A 20,534-nucleotide genomic window follows, 5' to 3' on the forward strand; every position below is an offset into this window, starting at 1 on the left:
GGTGGTGGGCCGGCCGGTGACCGGCCCACCGCGGGCCTCGGGGGTGTCACTGCCCGTCGAGCTGCTGGGGGTGGGTCTCCCGGATCCAGCGCCACTCGGCGACCCGGGGGTCGTCCTCGCCGTGGCGGCGGGTGTAGTCGCGGCACGCCTGCCGGGTGTCGACCATCTCCTGGCGCAGGTGGGCGGCGCGGGCGGCCAGGCCGGGCACCCGGTCGATGACGTCGATGACCAGGTGGAAGCGGTCCAGGTCGTTGAGCATCACCATGTCGAACGGCGTGGTGGTGGTGCCCTCCTCCTTGTAGCCGCGCACGTGCAGGTTCTGGTGGTTGGCCCGGCGGTAGGTGAGCCGGTGGATCAGCCACGGGTAGCCGTGGTAGGCGAAGATGATCGGCTTGTCGCGGGTGAAGATGGTGTCGAACTCGTTGTCCGGCAGGCCGTGCGGGTGCTCCGACGACGGCTGGAGCCGCATCAGGTCGACCACGTTGACGACCCGCACCTTCAGCTCGGGCAGCCGCTGGTGCAGCAGGTCGGCGGCGGCGAGGGTCTCCAGGGTCGGCACGTCACCGGCGCAGGCGAGCACCACGTCGGGTTCCCGGCCGTCGTCGGTGCTGGCCCAGTCCCAGATGCCCAGGCCGCGCCGGCAGTGCTGGACCGCCTCGTCGATGGTCAGCCAGTTCGGGGCGGGCTGCTTGCCGGCGACCACCACGTTGATGTAGTGCCGGCTGCGCAGGCAGTGGTCCATGGTGGAGAGCAGGGTGTTGCCGTCCGGCGGCAGGTAGACCCGGACGACCTCGGCCTTCTTGTTGACCACGTGGTCGATGAAGCCCGGGTCCTGGTGCGAGAAGCCGTTGTGGTCCTGCCGCCACACGTGGCTGGACAGCAGGTAGTTCAGCGACGCGATCGGCTCCCGCCAGGGGATGCCCCGGGTCACCTTCAGCCACTTGGCGTGCTGGTTGACCATCGAGTCGACGATGTGGATGAACGCCTCGTAGCTGGTGAAGATGCCGTGCCGGCCGGTCAGCAGGTAGCCCTCCAGCCAGCCCTCGCAGAGGTGTTCGGAGAGCACCTCCATCACCCGGCCGTCGGGGGAGAGGTGGTCGTCGGTGGTCTCGATCCGGCCGTCGAAGGACCTGTCGGTGACCTCGAACGCGGCACCGAGCCGGTTGGAGGCGACCTCGTCCGGGCCGAAGAGCCGGAAGGTCTGCGGGTTGGCGGTGATCACGTCGCGGACCCAGGTGCCGAGCACCCCGGCCGCGCCGACCACCGGCTCACCCGGCCGCTTGACGTCGACGGCGTAGTCGCGGAAGTCCGGCAGGGTCAGGTCGCGCAGCACCCGCCCGCCGTTGGTGACCGGGTTGGCGCTCATCCGGTGCTCACCCTTCGGCGGCAGCGCGGTCAGCTCGGCGACCGGCGCGCCGGTGGCGTCGAAGAGTTCCTCCGGCCGGTAGCTGCGCAGCCAGCGCTCCAGTTCGGCCAGGTGCGCCGGGTTGTCGCGTACCTCGGCGATGGGCACCTGGTGGGCGCGGAAGGTCCCCTCGACCTGCTTGCCGTCGACCTGGGCCGGGCCGGTCCAGCCCTTCGGGGTCCGCAGGATGATCATCGGCCAGCGGGGACGCTCGACGTGGCCGCCCGAGCGGGCCACCCGCTGGATCTCGGCGATCTCGTCGCAGGCCCGGTCCAAGGTGGCCGCGAGGAGCTGGTGCACCTGCTCCGGGTCGTCCCCGGCGACCAGGTACGGCTGGTAGCCGTGGCCGCGCATCAGGTCGAGCAGGTCGTCGGTGGGGATCCGGTCCAGCACCGTCGGGTTGGCGATCTTGTAGCCGTTGAGGTGCAGGATCGGCAGCACCGCGCCGTCGCGGGCCGGGTTGAGGAAGACGTTGGACTGCCAGCTGCCCGCCAGCGGGCCGGTCTCCGCCTCCCCGTCGCCGATGACGCAGGCGACCAGCAGGTCCGGGTTGTCGAAGGCGGCGCCGTAGGCGTGGCTCAGGGCGTACCCCAGCTCGCCGCCCTCGTGGATCGAGCCCGGCACCTCCGGCGCCACGTGGCTCGGGATGCCGCCGGGGAAGGAGAACTGGCGGAACAGCCGCTGCATGCCTGTCTCGTCGCGGCTGACCGAGTGGTACAGCTCGCTGTAGGTGCCCTCCAGCCAGGTGTTCGCCACCAGGGCCGGGCCGCCGTGGCCGGGGCCGGTGACGAAGATGGCCGACAGGTCACGGTTGACGATGACCCGGTTGAGGTGGGCGTAGAGCAGGTTCAGGCCGGGGCTGGTGCCCCAGTGGCCGAGCAGCCGGGGCTTGACGTGCTCGGGGGCGAGCGGCTCGCGCAGCAGCGGGTTGTCGAGCAGGTAGATCTGCCCGACGGTCAGGTAGTTCGCCGCCCGCCAGTAGGCGTCCAGCCGGCGCAGCTCGTCGTCGGTCAGGGGGCTGTGCAGGTCGAGAGCGGTGTCCATGCTGCCAAAGCCTCTCGCGGGTCGGGGAGTTCTGCACCCGGAAGCGCCGATTCGCCCCGGGCAGACCCAGTCTTCGCGTTCGCCCGGTCACCGGTCAGGGCCGTTGGTCCCGGCCGCCGGGGACGTCATGCCCCGTCCGGTACGGCGGAAACCAGTCCACGGACGACGATGACCGGAGCCGGCGCGTGGTAGAGCAGGGTCTGGCTCACCTCGCCCAGCATCCCCCGTCCCGGCTGGTCGCCCCGCGCGCCGACCAGCGCCACCTGCGCCGACCGGGACTGCTCCACCAGGACGGTGCCGGGGTCGCCGCGTACGGTGTGGCACTCCGTCGGCACCCGTGGGTGCCGGCGGCCGACCTCGGCGACCAGCGCGCCGAGCACGTCGTCGCCGCCGTCGGGTCGTCCCGGCTCGACCGCCCGGACCGCGATGACCCGGGCCTGCCGGCGGGCGGCGCAACCGAAGGCGAAGTCGAGCACGGTGCGGGAGCTGGGTGAGCCGTCCACGCCGACCAGCACCGGGCCCGGGGGCGGTGGGTCGCGGCGGACCACCAGCACCGGGCAGCCGGCGCGGGCGGCGAGCTGCACGGCCGGGGTGTCGGCCGGTACGCAGGCGCCGCAGCCGGCCATCCCGCCGTCCCCGATGGCCACCAGAAACGCCGTCCCGGAGCGGCGGATCAGGGCCTCGACCGGCGCGCCCTCGACGATCTCGCCGCTGACCGGCACCGCCGGTTCGACCTCGTTGGCGGCCGTGGCGGCGCGGGCGACCAGTTCCTCGGCGACGTCCCGGCTGCCGGCCGGCGACGGGCCGACGAGGGCGGCCTCCCAGTTGAACGCGTGCAGCAGGGCCAGGCCCCGGCCGTGCGCGGCGGCCTCCCGGGCGGCCAGCCGGACCACCTCCAGGTCGGCCGGTGCCGGCCCGACCCCGACCACCACCGGCCCGCCCGTGGACCCGGTCATCCGGCTCACCTCCCGGGCGCCCGCACGGCACGGCCACGCCGTCCCCACCGACGCTAGTCGCGGCGGGCGGGCGGTGGAGCCGGATCAGTAGGACGGGTGTCCTCCGGTCGCCTGGTGCACGCGCAGCACGACGGCGGTGGCGTTGTCGCTGCCGCCCTCGGCCAGGCTCGCGGCGAGCAGGCCGCGTACCGTCCGGGTCGGGTCCGGCCCGGCGAGCAGGTCCCGCAGCCGGTGGTAGTCGAGCTGGTCGCTGACCCCGTCGGTGCACAGCAGCCAGGTGTCGCCGGGGCGCAGTGGCACCCCGAGCAGGTCCGGGTCCGGCCGGTCGGGGTGGCCGAGGTAGCGCAGCAGCTGGTAGCGGGCGCGGGCGGCCTCCCGGGAGTTCGCCGGCCACCAGCCGTGCAGCACCCCGAGCCAGGCCATCGTGTGGTCCACGGTGACCAGCTCCAGCAGCCCGTCGCGCAGCCGGTAGGCCCGGGAGTCGCCGAGCTGGACGATCCAGGCCAGCTCGCCGTCGGGCTGGGCGAGGATGGCGGTCAGGGTGCAGCCGGCCAGCTCGTCGATGGCGGCGCCGGCCCGGCGTACCCGGATCTGGGCCTCGGTGACCGCGGCGCGCAGCTCGCGCGGGCCGACGGCGGGCCAGCCGGCGCGGACCAGTTCGTGCAGGGTGTCCCGGGCGGTGCTGCCGGCGACGCGGCTGCCCTCGCCCTCGCCCATGCCGTCGACGACCACCGCGAACGGCAGTTCGGGGTCGACGTGCAGGGCGTCGAAGTTGGCCGAGTAGCGGTGGCCGGCCACGGTGCCGCCGGCGACCTCCCACTCGACCCGGCCGACGGGCAGCCGGCGGGCCGCCTCGACGGGCTGGTCGGCGGTGCGGCGACGGAACACCAGCGGACCGTAGCACCGCCGCCGGCCCGGACCGGGCCGTCCGGCGTCGTGTCGGATAGCCGACGGCGTCGTCAACTCGGGTTGACGCTGGGGGAGTGTCAACGTAAATTGACAGCATGAGTCAGGCGACGGAACTCGCGGCGGCCGCCGGCAGCACCGACCCCCGGGTCGGCCTGCGCGCCGTGCGCGCCCTGCGCCGGCTCCTCGAACGGCTGGAGGTGGTCCAGGTGGACAACGCCCGACGACAGGGCTGGTCCTGGCAGGAGATCGCCGACGCGCTCGAGGTCAGCCGGCAGGCGGTCCACAAGAAGCACGCCGGGCGACCGGCGGTGCCCGGCACCGGGGAGGCATGATGTTCGAACGGTTCACCGACCGCGCCCGCGCGGCCGTCCAGCACGCGGTCGAGCAGGCCAAGATCGACGGGGGACGACCGGTCGGCACCGAGCACCTGCTGCTCGCCGTCCTGGCCGACGGCGACGGGCTCGCCTGCCGGGTGCTCACCGCCGCCGGCCTCGACGCCGACGACCTGCGCGCCCGGATCAGACGGCACACCGGCGACGGCGGCACGGGGCTCGGCGAGGCCGACGCCGCCGCGCTGCGCGAGATCGGCATCGACCTCGCGGCCATCGTCGCCCGGATCGAGGACACCTTCGGCCCCGACGCCCTGCGCGACGCCGTCCCGGCCCCCCGCCGCCGGTGGCGGCTGCGCCGCCCGCTCGGCGGGCCGCTTTCCCCGCGCTCCCGCACGGCGCTGGAGCTGGCGCTACGCGAGGCGCTGCGGCTGCGCCACCGGCACATCGGCACCGAACACCTCCTGCTCGGGGTGCTCCGCGAGGGCGGCGGCCTGGGCGCGACGGTGCTCACCGAGGCCGGCGCGGACCTCGACGACCTGCGCCGACGCGTCGAGTCGGCGCTGCGGACGGCGGCCTGACCCGCCCATCCATCCCCGGCCCGGCTCAAACCTGTTTGCGGTCAACGCAACGTCGGCCGTCGCCGGGTCGCTGGCCGGGCCGGGGTGCTGCACACTGACGCCGTGGACGGTGCAGAGCAGAAGCGTACGGTGACCGGCGGCGACCGCCCCCCGCGCTCGGCGGTGGTGGTCAACCCGACGAAGGTTGCCGATCTCGACGAGTTCCGCGCGACCGTGGACGAGGCCCTCGCCGCCGCCGGGTGGCCCGCCCCCACCTGGTACGAGACCAGCGCCGAGGACCCCGGCCGGGGACAGACCGAGCAGGCCGTCGCCGCCGGCGCCGAACTGGTCTTCGCCTGCGGCGGCGACGGCACGGTGATGGCCTGCGTCACCGCGCTCGCCGGCACCGACGTGGAACTCGCCGTGCTGCCCCAGGGCACCGGCAACCTGCTCGCCGCCAACCTCGGGCTCTCCAACGACCTCGCCGCCGGCCTCCAGGTCGCCGTCGACCGTGGCCGCCGCCGGCTCGACGTCGGCGTCGTCGACGACAGGTGCTTCGCGGTGATGGCCGGCATGGGCTTCGACGCGCAGATGCTGGCGGACACCTCCGAGACCACCAAGGCCCGCATCGGCTGGCCCGCGTACGTGGTGGGGGCCGCGAAGCACCTGCGGGACCGCCCGATGCGGCTCAGCATCCGCATCGACGACAGGCCGCCCATGCGTCGCCGGGCCCGCACCGTGCTCGTCGCCAACGTCGGGCGGCTCCAGGGCGGGGTGCGCCTGCTCACCGAGGCCGAACCGGACGACGGCTGGCTCGACGTCGCCGTGCTCACCCCCAACCGGGTCCGGCACTGGCTCGCCATGGGCTGGGCGCTGGTCCGCCGCCGGGGCAGCGTCCCCCGGATGGAGGTGCACCGGGCCAGGAAGGTCGTCATCTCCAGCAACCGGGCCCAGCCCCGGCAGCTCGACGGCGACCTGATCGCGCCGGGGCGGACCCTGACCGCCGAGATCAGGCCGGAGTCGCTCTGGCTCTGCGTGCCGCGCCCGGCCGGTGACCCCGACCTGGCCCACGACGCCGACGCGGCCGCGCAGCGCGGCGAGAAACTGGTCGGGGAAGCCCGCCGTGAGTAGCACCCGGCTCGTCCCCGAGACCCGGTTGATGGCGTCTGACGAACTCTCCGCCGACGACGCCTGGCGTACGCTGCGCCGCCACGGTGGCTGGCAGCTCATGCGGGACGCGTTCATCCGGTTCCGCTACGGCGACGGGTTCAGCCACTCCCGGGCCTTCGCCCTGCAACTCTGCCTCGCCGTCGTGCCGTTCCTGATCGCGCTCACCGGCCTGATCAGCGACCTCGGTGTCGAGGAGGGTGGCCGGGTGGTCGCCGACACCGTGCTGGCGCTGACCCCCGGGCAGAGCGAGCAGGTGGTGCAGGAGCTGCTCGGCGAGAGCGACCGGACCGAGAGCACCGGCGAACTGGCGCTGACCCTCGGCCTGATCACCGGCCTGGTCGCGTTGACCACCACGATGGCCCAGATCGAACGCGGCGCCAACCGGATCTACGGCGTGGAACGCGACCGCCCCGCGCTGTGGAAGTACCTGCGGGCGGCGGTGCTGGCCGTGGTCGCCGGCCTGCCCGCGCTGGCCGGGTTCCTGATCCTGGTCGGCGGTGGGGCGATGGGCGAGTCCGTGCAGCGGCACTACCGGTGGGGGGACCTCGCCGCCGGGGTGTGGGGGGTGGTCCGCTGGCCGCTGAGCCTCGTGTTGACCGTCGTCGCGGTCGCGGTGATCTTCCGGCACGCGCCCCGGCGCAAGCAGCCCGGCCTGTCCTGGCTCTACTTCGGCGCCGGCATCGCCACCGTCCTGTGGTGGCTGGCCAGCCTGCTGCTCGCCGCGTACGTCAGGTTCGGCGGCGGGTTCGGCCAGACGTACGGGGCGTTGACCGGGATGATGGCGCTGCTGCTGTGGGCGAACCTCACCGGCATGGCGCTGTTCGGCGGGCTGTCCTTCGCCGCCCAGTTGGAGGCGATGCGGATCGGGGCTCCGGAGCCCGCCCAACCCGACCTGTGGGAGCCCGACGCCGAGCGGGTGGAGATGCTCGACACCGGCGAGATGACCGCTCTCTGAGCCCGCCACACCGCACGGGCGTGTACCCGGTGGCGGAATCGGGTACAGCGCGCCTCGCCACGTCGACGCAGGGAGGTGCGGGGTGACCGCGGTCAAGGAGTCAACGGCCCGACGGCCGCTCGGCCATTTCGCCGAACGGAGCGTCGTCGGCCTGCTGGCCGTGGCCGGCGCGGGGGTGGCCTTCGGGCTGCTGCTGATGCTCGTCCGGTTGCAGTGGAGCCCCATGTACCACGCCGACCACGAGGCGGCCGAGTGGTTCAACGGGCTCGTCGCCCCGCACCACGCGCTGGTCACCGTGCTCCAGGCGGTCACCGACCTGGGCGGGCGGCCGGTGCTGATCTGGCTGGTCACCATCGCCGTGGTCACCCTGCTGATCCGTCGCCAGTCCCGGCTGGCGGTCTACCTGATCGTCACCGGGGTGGGCGGGCTGATCCTCGACCCGTCGCTCAAGGCCCTGGTCGGCCGGCTCCGCCCGGTCGTCGACGTGCCGGTAGCCAGCGCCCCCGGCAACAGCTTCCCCAGCGGGCACGCGCTCGGCTCGTTCGTCGCGTACGGGGCACTGCTGCTGGTCTTCCTGCCGGCCATGTCGCCCCGCTGGCGCAAGCCGGCGATCGCCATCGTCGCCGTGCTGGTGGCGCTGATCGGGCTGACCCGGATCGCGCTCGGCGTGCACTTCGTCTCCGACGTGATCGGCGGCTGGCTGCTCGGCGCGGCCTGGCTCGGCGTCACCGCGTACGCCTTCCGGCTGTGGCGGCGCGAGCGGGGCCGTTCGGTGCCGCCGCTGACCGAGGGGCTGGAACCGGAGGCCGCCGACAAGATCACTCCTGCCCCGGCCGAGGAGCACGTGCTGGAGCATCCCCGCTCCGCCGTCGCCGAACTGCTGGTCGGCTGGGTGATCGTCTTCGGCGCCCTGTACGGCTTCGGCACCTACGTCAGCTACCACGCCAAGGGCACCGTCTTCGAGACCCTGGACACCGACGTGCCACGCTGGTTCGCCGACCGGCACACCGACTTCCTCACCGAACTGAGCTGGTGGTGGAGCAAGTTCGGCGACACCCACGCCATCCTGATCGTCTCGCTGGTCTTCTGCCCGCTGGTGCTGGCCATCTGGAAGCGGTGGCGGCCGGTGCTCTTCGTGGTGCTGGCCCTCTTCGGCGAGCTGAGCCTGTTCCTCGCCTCGGCCCGGGTGGTGGACCGGCCCCGCCCGGCGGTGGAGAACCTCGACGGGCAGATGCCCACCTCGTCCTTCCCGTCCGGGCACATCGCCGCCACCACCTGCCTCTGGCTGGTCATCGCGATCATCGTGTTCGTCCGCACCGACCGTTGGTGGCGGTGGCTCTTCGTGGCGCTGGCCGTGATCATGCCGGTCGGGGTGGCGGTCTCCCGGATGTACCGGGGCATGCACCATCCGACCGACTTCATGGGCGCGCTGATCCTCAGCGGTCTGTGGATCGGCCTGCTCTACTGGGTGGTCCGCCCCAACGCCGACGTCTACGAGGGCAACCGGCCCGAGATCGAGTCGGAGCAGGTCGACGAGCTGGACGACGAGCTGGCCAAGGCCGGCCGCCCCGGGTGAGCCGCCGACCGTGCTGCGGATGATGACCTGGAACATCAGGACCGGCGGCCGGGACCGTACCGGCCCCGACCGGCGGGACCTGGTGTGCCGGGTCGTCAACGCGCAGGCCCCCGACGTGCTGGCCGTGCAGGAGCTGCGCGGCTTCGACAGGCCGGGGGTGCTGGCCGGGTTCGCCGACCGGGTGGGGATGCGACCGTACCTGGCCCACAGCTGCTTCGGTCAGCCGGTGGCGGTGCTGGTCCGCCCGCCGTGGCGAACCCGTCACGCCGGGCCGGTCCGTCGGCCGTTGCACCACGCGGCGCAGCGGGTCGAGCTGGCCACCACCGCCGGGCCGCTCACCGTGCTCAGCGCCCACCTCGACCCGTACACCGGGCTGCGGCGGCGCATCGAGGCTGGCTGGCTCGCCGCAGCGGTGCGCCGTGCGCCGGGGGAGCTGGCGCTGCTCGCCGGTGACCTGAACACTCTCGATCCGGGCACCGACCACACCGACCGGGTGGCCCGGCTGCCGGCGGCGTACCGGCGGCGGCACCTGCGCCGGGACGGGCGGACCGTGGACACCCGGGCGGTGGCCCGGCTGCTCGTCGCCGGCCTGGTCGACCTCTGGACCCGCGCCGGTGGGTCGGCGGAGGCCGGGCTGACCGCGCCGACCCGGCACGGCGGGGGCGTCGAGTTCTCCGGCATGCGGCTGGACTACCTGCTCGGCACCCCGGCGCTCGCCGCCCGGCTGCGCGACGTCCGGGTGGTACGCGGCGGCGACACCGAGTACGCCTCCGACCACTACCCGGTCGTCGCCGACCTGGACCTCGACCCGGACTGACCGGCCCACCGGGGAACCCGTGCAACCGATTCCGGCCCCGACGCCATCCGTACGGCGACAGTGCCAGCGTCCGGGACGGGGAGTGGTCGATGGGTGCCATGTGGGAGCAGGAGAACATCTGCCGTCGCACGACGGAAGTGCCCCCGGAGTTCGATCCCGGCCGGCGGGTCTTCCGACTCTCCTGGCTGCCCGGGGAGCCGACCCACCTGACCTACACCGGGCAGCGGTGGGAGCACTCGCTCACCGCCCTGCTGCCGGCGGTGGCCCCGGACCGGGGAGTCGACCCGGTGCGCGCCCGCCGGGCGGTGACGGTGACGGTGGGGGCCCGGGGCGTGGACGTCTGCCGGCCTCTGCGCGAGTGGGATCCCGAGCTGGCCGGGTCGGCCCCACCGTCGACCCCGCCCGGTGTCGCCGTCGCGCCGGTGCGGGACCGGCAGACGTACCTGTACGTCAGTCCGGACGGTTCGCGTGCCGCCCTGTCCTGGCGGTACGCCCACGACGCGTGGGCCGCGGTGCTGTCCACCAACCAGCCCGGCTCGGCCCGGGTGCTGCGGCAGATCGCCGAAGGGCTGGTCGGCGACGACCGACCGCTCACGGCTCCCTTCCTCCGGGTGCCACCGCCTGCGGATTGCCGACTCGAACGGGCGGCGGTCGAGCGGCGCGGCGGCCGGTGGCACCGGGTGTGGGGCGGTTACCTCGCAGCCGGCTCCCCGTCGCCGTACGGCGACCTGACCGTCGGCGTGAGCCGGGACTGGTCGGGCGGTCCGGCCAACACCACCGCTGACGGCCGGCCGGCGTGGTCGGCCGGTGGCCTGGGCACGTACCGGGTCGGGCGGATTCCCGGTGCGGCCCCGGGCGCTGTGGCAGAGGTCGGGGCTTTGACGCCGCACGGTCTGGCCGCGCTCGGCGGCAGCGCGGCTGCGCTCGCCCTCGCCACCGGGGTGAGGTTGGTCGCCGACCCCGACGACGAAGCCGGCTGGCGTCCGTTCTGAGTTCTTCCCCCGTGCAACCGATTCCGGCCCGGGGGCCATCCGTACGGTGACAGTGCCAGCGTCCGGGACGGGGAGTGGTCGATGCAGTCGACGCAACGGCAGGAGTACGTCGACTTCGTGACGGCGGCGACACCGAAGCTGCGCCGCACGGCGTACCTGCTCACCGGGGGTGACGCCCACCGGGCCGACGACGTCGTGCAGCAGACGCTGACCCGGTTGTACGTGAAGTGGGGCCGGGCACGGGCGGCCGACGACATCGGGGCGTACGTGCACCGGATGCTGGTCAACGCCTTCCGTCAGGAGCGCCGGGCCCGCTGGTTCGGGGTGCGCCTGCTCGACCGTGCGCCGGAGCCGGAGCAGCGGGGAGCCCCGCCGACCGACGCGGTGGTGGACGCGGTGGCGGTGCGAACCGCGCTGGCTGCGGTGCCGCCCGGTCAGCGGGTGGTGCTGGTGTTGCGTTTCTACGCCGACCTGACCGTGGAGCAGACCGCCGAGGTGCTGGGCTGCTCGACCGGCAACGTCAAGAGCCAGTCCGCGCGCGGACTGGCCGCGCTGCGCCGACAGCTGCCGCTGGCGGACCCGACGGAGGTGAACAGATGATCCACGACGACGAGACCCTGGTCCGGGAGATGCTGGCTCGGGCCGCCGACGACCTGCCGACCGGGGGACCGGGAGCAGCGGAGTTGGTGACGGCGGGGGCGCGCGCGGTACGGCGTCGCCGCCGGCTGGCCGTGGCCGCCACGGCGGTGGTCACCACCGTGGCGCTGCTCGGCGTCACCGCCCTGCCGGGGGTACGACAGTCGCCGACCCCGGCCGACCGGACCTGGCCGCCGACGGTGGCACCTACCGCCTTCGATCCGGCCCGGCAGCTCTTCCGGTTGACCTGGCTACCGGCCGACCTGCCCGAACGGAGCCTTGTCGCCGCTGCGGACCGGCAGACGATCGGGGCGGCCCGGTTCACGCCGGTCGAGGGAACCCAGGCCCGCCGGTTGGTCGGCAGCGTCGCGGTGGCCGTGGGCGCGCGGGGGGTGGACTTCTTCACCGACCAGTTGACCCGGGACAACAGGAACGCGGGGAAGCTGCGCAGCGGCCCGACGCCCTGGGCCACCCCGCCCGGCTCACCCGTCGATCCGGTGCAGGGACACTCCGCCTTCCTGCACACCAGCCCCGACGGCAGGGAGACGGTGCTGTCCTGGCGGTATGCTCCGGACGCCTGGGTCACGATCACCGCGGTCACCCTCGACCGTCCGGCGGAGGTGCTGCGGCGGGTGGCCGAGGGGATGGTGTGGGAGCGGCAACCGGTCCGGGTGCCGTTCCAGCCGGTAGCGCTACCGTCGGACGCCCGGCTCCAGCTTGCCCGGATGGGCTGGCGGGACGGCCGGTGGGACACCGTACTTCTGGACTACCGGCTCCCCGGTTCCTCCGCCGCCGGTGGGGACCTGACCGTCGGCTTGGAGCGCGGCGACCGGCCGGATGATCCGACGGGCGTCGTGCACGGCCGACCGGCGTGGACCTCCGTCCGGCATGGGGGGCCCGGCACATGGTCGGTCGGTGGCGTGCCTGGCTGCGTCGGCTGCCGGGCGATGGTGGGAGCGGGGAGTCCGGCGGGCAGTGCCGCGCTCGGTGGCGAGGACGGGGCCCGGGAGCTAGCCGCCGCCGTCCGGCCGGTCGTCAACCACGACGACGAATCGACCTGGCGACCGCTGTGACGTCGACCGGCGGGGGCGGGCACGCCGCGCTCCCTGTCCTCGTCACAGGAGCAGGTTGACCAGGACGGTCAGGGCGATCGAGGCGAGCACCGAGAACAGGATCATCAACAGGCAGCCGAAGCCGCCGCCGAGGGGTCGGATCTCTGTGTTTCCGAACCGCATGGTTCCACCTCGTCAGGGTCGGCTGAGCAGGTCACGGATCGCCCCGGCCGCCGGCCCGGGGGCGGTGGTGAGCACGTTGTGGGCGGCACCGGGCACGGTGACCAGGCGGGCTTCGGGCACCAGCCGGGTGACCTGGGCGCGCCACCGGGGCGGCACGATCGGGTCGCGTTCCCCGGCCAGCACGAGGGTGGGCACGGTGATCCTGACCAGATCCTCCTCCACCGCGTTGCGTACCGAGTGCGCGACGGTGGCCGCCACCCGCCAGGGGTACGCGTCGAGGACGTCGCGGACCAGGATCGGCGCCTGCCAGGGCGCCTCCCGCAGGGTGTCCACCAGCCACCGGCCGACCAGCCCCCGCCGGGACCGGGCGGTGGGGTCGCTGGTCGGCCCGGCCAGCACCAGCGCCCGGACCGCCCCGGGGCGGGCCACCGCGAGTGCGGCGGCCACCTCCGCGCCGAACGAGTGCCCGACCAGGCAGACCGGGGGCATCCGGTACGCGTTGAGCCAGGCCAGCAGGTGGGCGACGTGCTGCCGCAGGTCGTAGGAGTGGCCGGGGTGGGCGCTCAGCCCGAAACCGGGCAGGTCCGGCACGTACACCGGGTGGCTGGTGCCGAGCGTCTCGACCAGCGGGGTGAGGTAGCGGTGCGACACGGCGAGCCCGTGCACCAGCACCACCGGGGGCGCGCCGGGGGCCGTCGGCTCGGCGGAGCGCCGGGTGTGTGTGCGCAGCCCGTCGACGAGCCGGAACTCGCTGGTCAACGTTGCCCGCGCCCGTGACCCCGCGACCTCCGGGCCCGACCCGGCCCGGTCCGGTTCCGGCGTGGCCCGGCAGGTGGGGTCCGGGCCCGGTGTGGTGACCGGGCGGGACGTGCGGGCCGGGCCGGGAGTGTGGGCGGGGTGCCGATCCAGGCCGGCCGTCGGGCGGGGCGCGGCGAGCGCCCGCCGCAGCGCGTCCGGGCCGGCGTAACTCGGGTGCGGGCCGGGTCGGGTGCCCGGCCCGGCCCGGCCCGCCCCGGCGGTCACAGCTCGCGGAGCCGGGGCAGTAGCTGCTCCTGCGCCCAGTCCAGGAACATCGGCTGGTTGTCCCCGCCGACCTGCACGATCGCCACGTGCGTGAAGCCGGCGTCGACGAAGGCGCGGAACGCCTCGACGTGCCGTTCGACGTCGGGCCCGCAGGGAATGCCCTCGGCGACGTCCTCCTCCCGGACGAACTGGGTGGCGGCGGCGAAGGCCTCCGGGTCGGGCAGGTCGGCGTTGACCTTCCAGCCACTGCCGAACCAGCGGAACTGGTCGTGCACGATCTTGCGGCACTCGGCCTCGTCGGGGCCGTAGCAGATGGCCACCTGGCCGTAGCGGGGCTGCCCGGCGCCGCCCGCGTCGTCGTAGAGCTGGATGATCCGGGAGTCGGGTTCGGTGGCGACGATGCCGTCGGCGTACTCGGCGGCGAGGGTGGCCGACGACGGCCCGGACGCGGCGACGGCCATTGGCACGGGGTGTTCCGGCCGGTCCCAGACGTAGGCGTCGGGGACGTCGAAGTGGTTGCCGGAGAAGGTCAGCGTCTCGCCGTTGAGCAGCGGACGGATGATCTGGAGCGCCTCGGAGAACATCTCGTGCCGCTGCTGCACGTGCGGCCAGCCGCCGACGACGTGTTCGTTGAGGTTCTCCCCGGCACCGAGGCCGAGGGTGAACCGCCCGTCGGAGAGCACCCCGATGGTGCTGGCCTTCTGCGCCACCACCGCCGGGTGGTACCGGCGGATCGGGCAGGTCACGAAGGACATCAGCTCGGCCCGGCTGGTGGCGTGTGCGACCGCGCCCAGTACCGACCAGGCGTACGGGGAGTGGCCCTGCGCGTCGAGCCACGGGTAGTAGTGGTCGGACATGACCAGTTGGTCGAAGCCGGCCGCCTCCGCCCGTACCGCATGGTCCACCAACTGTTTCGGGCCGGTCTGTTCGCACATCAGGGTGTAGCCGACGCGGACCATCCTGGTTTCTCCTTCCGGGCGACGATCGTCACCGGATACCCCTGGTCGGTGTCGGTCAACCTCGGATGTGCGGCCGGTACCTCTTGACGGTGACGGGAGGGCGGTCTAGGGTCCGGCTTAACCGGTTCAGGCTGGTGGTGTCACATCCTGTGGTGGGGATGACCGCCCCCTGTGGCGGCTCACGGTCGGCGTGGGTCGCCGCAGGGTCGGCGGGAGCAGGCGGGCAACTTAACCGGTTGCCTTCCCGACCCCGTGGGCCTACGCTGGTCCGCACGCGGCCAGCGAGTCAGGCGGCGGCTGTCGGGCTACAGCCGAGCGCCACAGTCACCAGCATCGCCACCCCGCCAGGGCAACGGGGTCGACCCTTCCTGAGGAAACCCATGAAGAAGCGACTTTCCGTCGCCGGCGTCGCCCTGCTCACCGTCCTCGCCGCCGTGTTCGCCTTCGGCCAGCCGGCCCAGGCCGCGGCCGGTTTCACGGTCTCCGGTGGCAAGCTGTACGACGCCAACGGCAACGAGTTCATCATGCGGGGCGTCAACCACGCCCACACCTGGTACCCGCAGCAGACCGCCTCCTTCGCCGACATCAAGGCGCTCGGCGCGAACACCGTGCGGGTGGTGCTGGCCAGCGGTGACCGCTGGACCAAGAACACCGCAGCCGACGTCAGCAACGTCATCTCGCTGTGCAGGGCCAACAAGCTGATCTGCGTGCTGGAGGTGCACGACACCACCGGCTACGGCGAGCAGGCCGGGGCGATCACCCTGGACCGGGCGGTCGACTACTGGCTGAGCATCGCCAGCGCCCTGCAGGGCCAGGAGCGGTACGTCATCGTCAACATCGGCAACGAGCCGTACGGCAACCAGGGCTACGCCACCTGGGCCACCGACAACGCCAACGCGATCAAGCGGCTGCGGGCCGCCGGCATCACCCACACGATCATGGTGGACGCCCCGAACTGGGGTCAGGACTGGTCGTTCACGATGCGCGACAACGCGACCGGGGTGTTCGCCGCCGACCCGCAGAAGAACACGGTCTTCTCGATCCACATGTACGGCGTCTTCGACACCGCCGCCGAGATCAGCGACTACCTGGGCCGGTTCCGTGCCGCCAAGCTGCCCATCGTGGTGGGCGAGTTCGGCTTCGACCACTCCGACGGCAACCCCGACGAGGACACCATCCTGTCGTACACCCAGGCCAACGGGATCGGCTACCTGGGCTGGTCGTGGAGCGGCAACGGCGGCGGCGTCGAGTACCTCGACATGACCACCAACTTCGACCCCGCCGCCCTGACCACCTGGGGCCAGCGCATCTTCAACGGCGTCAACGGCATCAAGGCGACGGCGAAGGAGGCGTCGGTCTACTCCGGTACCACCCCGACCACGCCACCGACCACCCCGCCCACGACCCCGCCGACCACCCCGCCCACCACCCCGCCGACGACCGGTGGCTGCACCGCGACGTACACGGTCGTCGGGTCGTGGCAGGGCGGCTTCCAGGGCGAGGTCAAGGTGACCGCCGGCAGCGCGGCGATCAACGGCTGGACGACGAAGTGGACCTTCGCCAACGGCCAGACCGTCAGCCAGTCCTGGAACGCGACGCTGAGCAGCAGCGGCAGCACGGTGACCGCCCGCAACGTCGACTACAACGGCCGGCTCGGCGCCGGGGCCAGCACCGCCTTCGGCTTCATCGGCAGCTGGACCGGCAGCAACCCGGCTCCCACGGTGACCTGCACCGCGAGCTGACCATCCCCGCCCCACCGGTGGCCGGGCCCTGCGGGGCTCGGCCACCACCCGTTCGGTCAAGCGCCCGGCGTCGGTCAGTCGACCGCGGTGACCTCCAGGAGCAGCGCCTGCTCCGGGTGCATGGCCGGCAGGTGCAGGCCCACCGTCGCCAGCACCGAGCCGGGCAGCGTCACGGCGGGCAGCCAGCCCGGCCCGGTGATCTGCATGGCGTCCGGCTCCGGCGCTCCCTCGGCGGGGCGGACGACGTACCGGCGGGCCGGGTCGAGGCCGGGCAGGCGGACCGGGCCGGGGACCTGCGCGACGGAGGTGGCCACCCGGGACACCGCGTACACGGCGCGGGAGCGGTCGTGGGCGACCACGCCGTGCGCCTGCACGGCCGGGTCCGGGTGGTCGAACCGCACCACCCGCCCGGTGTGCAGCAGCGGCCGGAGCCGCTTGTGCAGGGCCACCCACGCGGTCAGCTCGGCCCGCTCGGCGGGGTCGATCGCGGCGATGTCCCACTCGATGCCGTGGTGGCCGAAGAGCGCGGTGACCGCCCGGAAGCCCAGCGTGTGCACCCGGCCGGTGGTGTGTGAGCGCCCGGGGCCGATGTGCGTGCCGACCAGCTCCGGGGGCAGCAGCAGCCCGGTCCAGCGTTGGATGGACAGCCGTTCCAGGGCGTCGTTGGTGTCGCTGGCCCAGACCCGGTCGGTATGTTGCAGGATCTCCAGGTCGACCCGGGCCCCGCCGGACGAGCAGCTCTCGATCTCCAGGTGCGGGTGCCGGGCACGCAGCTCGTCGAGGAGCCGGTAGGCCGCGACGGTCTGCGCGTGCACCCCGGGCCGGCCGGCGTGCCCGGCCTCGGTGAGGTCCCGGTTGTGGTCCCACTTGAGGTAGCTGATCCCGGGGTTCCCGGTCAGCAGGGCGTCGAGCCGGTCGAGCAGGTGGGCGTACGCCGCCGGGTTGGCCAGGTCCAGCACCTGCTGGTGCCGCCACGGCAGGGGCAGCCGGCCGGGCGCGGTGAGCACCCAGTCGGGGTGGGCGCGGAACAGGTCGGAGTCGGGGTTGACCATCTCCGGTTCGACCCAGAGCCCGAACTGCATGCCGTGCCCGCGCACGTGGTCGACGAGCGGTTGCAGGCCGGCCGGCCAGACGTCGGCGTCGACCTGCCAGTCGCCCAGGCCGGCCCGGTCGTGCCGACGTCCGGTGAACCAGCCGTCGTCGAGGACGAACCGTTCCACGCCCACCTCGGCGGCCCGGTCGGCGAGGGTACGCAGCCGGTCCAGGTCGTGGTCGAAGTAGACCGCCTCCCACACGTTGAGGGTGACCGGGCGGGGTGTGCGGGGGTGTTCCGGCCGGGCCCGCAGGTGGGTGTGCAGCAGGTCGCTGAGCCCGTCCAGCCCGGCGGTGGAGTGTGCCGCGTAGAGCAGCGGAGTGGCGTACTCGTCGCCGGGGCCGAGGACGATCTCCCCGGGGGCGAGCAGTTCCCCGCCGCCGAGGGTGGATTCGCCTGTGGGGCGGCGTTCGGCGACGGTCACGTGGTCGCCGCTCCAGGCGGTGTGCACCGCCCACACCTCGCCGTGGCCGAAGCCGAACCCGGCGGTGCCGGCGACCAGCAGCAGCGTGGCGTCGTGCCCGGTGCGCCCGTGCCGGCCCTCGCGGACCCACGCGCCGTGCGGCCACGGGTGGCGTTGCGGCGCGCGTTCGCGGCACCAGCGGCCGGTCAGGTCGAGCAGTTCGGTGGCGACCGCCGGCACCGGCAGCACCGGCGTCAGCTCGCGTACCTCGTAGGGCTGGTCGGCGTCGTTGCGCAGCCGGTGCCGTACGGTCAGCACCCCGACCGGATCGAGGGTGAGCGCGACGGTGAGGGTCAACCCCGCGCCCGGGTCCGTCGCCCGCACGGTCACCCGCGCCGCGCCGTCCGGGTCGTCGACGTCGGTGCTGTCGAGCCGGAAGGCGGTGGACCAGTCCCGGCCGGCGCGGTGACCGGCGAGACCGGGCCGGCCGCTCCAGCCGGCGCTCGCCTCGGGCAGCAGGGACAGCACGGTCGGCGCGTCGAAGCTGCTCGGCACCACCGGCGGCACGGTGGCGTCGAGCAGGGCCGGCAGGTCGTCGGCGGGCACCGGGCCGAGGTCGGTGCCCCAGTGCACGATCCGGGGCAGCCCCGGGCCGCGGGCGTCGAGCACCAGGCTGGTGTGGCCCCGGCGCAGGTGGATCACGGTCGGATCGGTCATGGCGCTCATCTCCGGTGCGGGCGCGACGGCGTCCGTCACGGTGGGTGAGGTCGCCGGGTGTCGGTACCGCGCGAGAGCGGTATGCCTGTGGGTCATATTTATGCCTGCCAGGAATACCGCTCTCGCACGCATGGGTGGGTGCGGTGACTCAGCCCTTGGACGCTCCCAGGGTCAGGCCCTTGACGAACTGCTTCTGCAGCAGGAAGAAGATCACCAGGGTGGGGACGGCGACCAGCACCGAGCCGGCCGACACCAGGTTGTTGTCGGTGAAGAACTCGCCGCGCAGGTTGTTCAGCGAGCTGGTGACCGGGAACTTGTCGCCGGTGCGCATCAGCACGGTGGCCCAGAAGAACTCGTTGTAGATCCAGGTCACCTCCAGGGTGGCCAGGGCGGCCAGCGCCGGCCGGCACAGCGGCATCGTCACCTGCCAGTACTGCCGCCAGATGCTCGCCCCGTCCACCATGGCCGCCTCGTAGAGGTCGCGGGGCAGCGCCTTCATGTAGTTGCTGAGCACGAAGACGCAGAAGCCGCACTGGAAGGCCACGTTGACCAGGATCAGCCCCCAGTAGCTGTCGTAGAGCAGTTCCGAGTCGCTCATGAACTCCGGCAGCGGCACCTCGGTGAAGATCCGGAACAGCGGGATCAGCAGCGACTGCTGGGGCAGCAGGTTGGCGGCGGTGAACAGCCCGAGCAGGACGATGTTGAACTTCCAGCTGAACCGGGCGATCACGAACGCCACGCACGAGGCGAGGAACAGGGTCAGCAGCACCGCCGGGACCGTGATGTAGACCGAGTTGAGGAAGTGCTTGCCGAACTCGGCGGTCCGCCAGGCGGTGACGTAGTTGTCGAACGTCCACCCGCCGAACGAGACGTACCCGTTGGCGGCGGTGTAGGCGTACGAGCGCAGCGAGGTCAGCACCGCCCAGAGGATCGGGAAGAGCCAACCGACGGCGACCGCGCCGAGGAACAGGTGCAGCACCACCCGGGCGGGGCGCAACGGCCGGCGGCGCGGTGCCGGCGTGGCCGTCGGCGGTCGGGTCACTGTCGACGCGCTCATCGCCGGTTCTCCCTCATGACGACGCCCAGGTAGATGGTGATGAAGACCAGCGAGACCGCCAGCATGATCGTCGCCAGGGCGGAGCCGAAGCCGATCCGGCTGGCCTCACCGACGACGTTCTGGGTCACCAGGGCGGAGATCAGTTCCAACCCGTTGCGCCCCTTGTTGATCACCCAGACCAGGTCGAACGCGCGCAGCGACTCGATCACGGTCACCACCAGCACGATGATGTTGATGGGCCGCAGCACCGGGAAGATCACCCGGAAGAAGGCGCTGGTCTCCGACGCGCCGTCGACCGAGGCGGCCTCCCGCAGCGACGGGTCGACGCCCTTGAGCCCGGCCAGGTAGAGCAGCATGATGTAGCCGACGTGCCGCCAGCCGGCCGCCACCAGCACCGCCCAGATGTTGACGTTCGGGTCGCCGTACCAGTCGGTCTGGCCCCCGAGGACGGCGTTGAGCAACCCCTGGTCGCGGGAGTAGATGAGCTGCCAGACGAAGCCGATCAGCGCCAGCGAGAGCACCACGGGCAGGTAGAGCGCGGTCTGGTAGAACCGGCTGCCCCGGATCTCCTTGTCGAGCAGCACGGCGAGGAACATCCCGAACGGGGTGGCGACCACGAACAGCGCGGCCAGCCAGAGCAGGTTGTTCTGCATCGCCGGCACGAACGGCGGGTAGATGTTGACCACGTCGGAGTAGTTCCGGCCACCGACCCAGTCGATCTCGCCGAGCGGGCCGATGCCGTCCCAGTCGGTGCCGGAGAGCGCCACGGTGGCCAGTGCTGGCAGCCAGACCAGGGCGACCACCAGCAGCAGCGGTACGAGCACCATCAGCGTGATCACCACGCGGTCGGTGCGGGACAGGAGCCGTAGCCGCCGGCCGCGGCCACCCGGGGAGGTGGTGGTCGTGGTCGGCGACGGCACGGCGTGATCCGCCTGGATCAGGGGCAGGTCGGACAC

General features: G+C 73.2%; 18 protein-coding genes. 10 read left to right on the forward strand and 8 right to left on the reverse strand.

Features of this window, described 5'->3' with window-relative positions; translation table 11 throughout:
- Positions 1-46: 46 nt before the first annotated feature.
- The 3 genes from Q2K16_RS29770 to Q2K16_RS29780 form a co-directional block, all read right to left on the reverse strand.
- Positions 47-2,449, reverse strand: a complete 2,403-nt coding sequence (locus Q2K16_RS29770; protein WP_302741650.1) for a phosphoketolase family protein — start codon at positions 2,447-2,449, stop codon at positions 47-49.
- A gap of 125 nt (positions 2,450-2,574) precedes the next feature.
- Positions 2,575-3,405 carry a universal stress protein gene (locus Q2K16_RS29775; protein WP_302741651.1) on the reverse strand — a complete coding sequence of 277 codons (831 nt, stop codon included), beginning with the start codon at positions 3,403-3,405 and terminating at the stop codon, positions 2,575-2,577.
- An 84-nt stretch (positions 3,406-3,489) separates the two neighbouring features.
- Positions 3,490-4,293 (reverse strand): PP2C family protein-serine/threonine phosphatase, encoded by an 804-nt coding sequence (locus Q2K16_RS29780; RefSeq protein ID WP_302741653.1) that lies wholly within the window; start codon positions 4,291-4,293, stop codon positions 3,490-3,492.
- Positions 4,294-4,409: 116 nt separating this feature from the next.
- Here Q2K16_RS29780 and Q2K16_RS29785 point away from each other — a divergent pair, with 116 nt between their 5' ends.
- The 9 genes from Q2K16_RS29785 (at position 4,410) to Q2K16_RS29825 (ending at position 12,422) form a co-directional block, all read left to right on the forward strand.
- Entirely contained in the window at positions 4,410-4,646 is a 237-nt protein-coding gene (locus tag Q2K16_RS29785) for an HTH domain-containing protein (RefSeq protein WP_145918591.1), read from the forward strand.
- Positions 4,643-5,224, forward strand: a complete 582-nt coding sequence (locus tag Q2K16_RS29790) for a Clp protease N-terminal domain-containing protein (RefSeq protein WP_302741658.1) — start codon at positions 4,643-4,645, stop codon at positions 5,222-5,224. The genes Q2K16_RS29785 and Q2K16_RS29790 overlap by 4 nt, the downstream gene beginning before the upstream one ends.
- A gap of 102 nt (positions 5,225-5,326) precedes the next feature.
- On the forward strand, positions 5,327-6,334 hold the full coding sequence (locus tag Q2K16_RS29795; protein ID WP_302741660.1) for a diacylglycerol/lipid kinase family protein: 1,008 nt from the start codon (positions 5,327-5,329) through the stop codon (positions 6,332-6,334).
- Complete coding sequence (locus Q2K16_RS29800; RefSeq protein ID WP_302741662.1) at positions 6,327-7,328, forward strand: YihY/virulence factor BrkB family protein; 1,002 nt, start codon at positions 6,327-6,329, stop codon at positions 7,326-7,328. Before Q2K16_RS29795 ends, Q2K16_RS29800 begins: the two co-directional genes overlap by 8 nt.
- A gap of 82 nt (positions 7,329-7,410) precedes the next feature.
- A complete protein-coding gene (locus Q2K16_RS29805) occupies positions 7,411-8,904 on the forward strand; it encodes a phosphatase PAP2 family protein (protein ID WP_302741664.1) in 1,494 nt (497 codons plus the stop codon).
- A gap of 10 nt (positions 8,905-8,914) precedes the next feature.
- Complete coding sequence (locus Q2K16_RS29810) at positions 8,915-9,721, forward strand: endonuclease/exonuclease/phosphatase family protein (protein ID WP_302741665.1); 807 nt, start codon at positions 8,915-8,917, stop codon at positions 9,719-9,721.
- Positions 9,722-9,810: 89 nt separating this feature from the next.
- Positions 9,811-10,713, forward strand: coding sequence for a hypothetical protein (locus tag Q2K16_RS29815; protein WP_302741666.1), 903 nt, complete (start codon positions 9,811-9,813; stop codon positions 10,711-10,713).
- A gap of 81 nt (positions 10,714-10,794) precedes the next feature.
- Positions 10,795-11,313: a SigE family RNA polymerase sigma factor gene (locus Q2K16_RS29820; RefSeq protein ID WP_302741667.1), complete on the forward strand. Its 519-nt coding sequence runs from the start codon at positions 10,795-10,797 to the stop codon at positions 11,311-11,313.
- Positions 11,310-12,422: a hypothetical protein gene (locus Q2K16_RS29825; RefSeq protein ID WP_302741668.1), complete on the forward strand. Its 1,113-nt coding sequence runs from the start codon at positions 11,310-11,312 to the stop codon at positions 12,420-12,422. Before Q2K16_RS29820 ends, Q2K16_RS29825 begins: the two co-directional genes overlap by 4 nt.
- A 174-nt stretch (positions 12,423-12,596) precedes the next feature.
- Here the strand turns inward: Q2K16_RS29825 and Q2K16_RS29830 are convergent, their stop codons facing one another.
- Positions 12,597-13,607 carry an alpha/beta fold hydrolase gene (locus Q2K16_RS29830; RefSeq protein WP_302741670.1) on the reverse strand — a complete coding sequence of 337 codons (1,011 nt, stop codon included), beginning with the start codon at positions 13,605-13,607 and terminating at the stop codon, positions 12,597-12,599.
- Positions 13,604-14,566 (reverse strand): TIGR03557 family F420-dependent LLM class oxidoreductase, encoded by a 963-nt coding sequence (locus Q2K16_RS29835; RefSeq protein ID WP_302741671.1) that lies wholly within the window; start codon positions 14,564-14,566, stop codon positions 13,604-13,606. Before Q2K16_RS29835 ends, Q2K16_RS29830 begins: the two co-directional genes overlap by 4 nt.
- Positions 14,567-14,946: 380 nt before the next feature.
- On the opposite strand from Q2K16_RS29835, the gene Q2K16_RS29840 reads away from it, so the two are divergent.
- Positions 14,947-16,308 carry a cellulase family glycosylhydrolase gene (locus Q2K16_RS29840; protein WP_302741672.1) on the forward strand — a complete coding sequence of 454 codons (1,362 nt, stop codon included), beginning with the start codon at positions 14,947-14,949 and terminating at the stop codon, positions 16,306-16,308.
- A gap of 74 nt (positions 16,309-16,382) precedes the next feature.
- Here Q2K16_RS29840 and Q2K16_RS29845 read toward each other — a convergent pair whose 3' ends face one another.
- The 3 genes from Q2K16_RS29845 to Q2K16_RS29855 all read right to left on the reverse strand — a co-directional run bounded on the left by Q2K16_RS29845 (position 16,383) and on the right by Q2K16_RS29855 (position 20,534).
- Positions 16,383-18,521, reverse strand: a complete 2,139-nt coding sequence (locus Q2K16_RS29845; RefSeq protein WP_302741674.1) for an alpha-galactosidase — start codon at positions 18,519-18,521, stop codon at positions 16,383-16,385.
- A gap of 148 nt (positions 18,522-18,669) precedes the next feature.
- Positions 18,670-19,578, reverse strand: coding sequence for a carbohydrate ABC transporter permease (locus tag Q2K16_RS29850; RefSeq protein WP_302741675.1), 909 nt, complete (start codon positions 19,576-19,578; stop codon positions 18,670-18,672).
- On the reverse strand, positions 19,575-20,534 hold the full coding sequence (locus Q2K16_RS29855) for a carbohydrate ABC transporter permease (protein ID WP_302741676.1): 960 nt from the start codon (positions 20,532-20,534) through the stop codon (positions 19,575-19,577). The genes Q2K16_RS29850 and Q2K16_RS29855 overlap by 4 nt, the downstream gene beginning before the upstream one ends.

Source organism: Micromonospora cynarisoli (genome assembly GCF_030518815.1).
Lineage (GTDB): Bacteria > Actinomycetota > Actinomycetes > Mycobacteriales > Micromonosporaceae > Micromonospora > Micromonospora wenchangensis.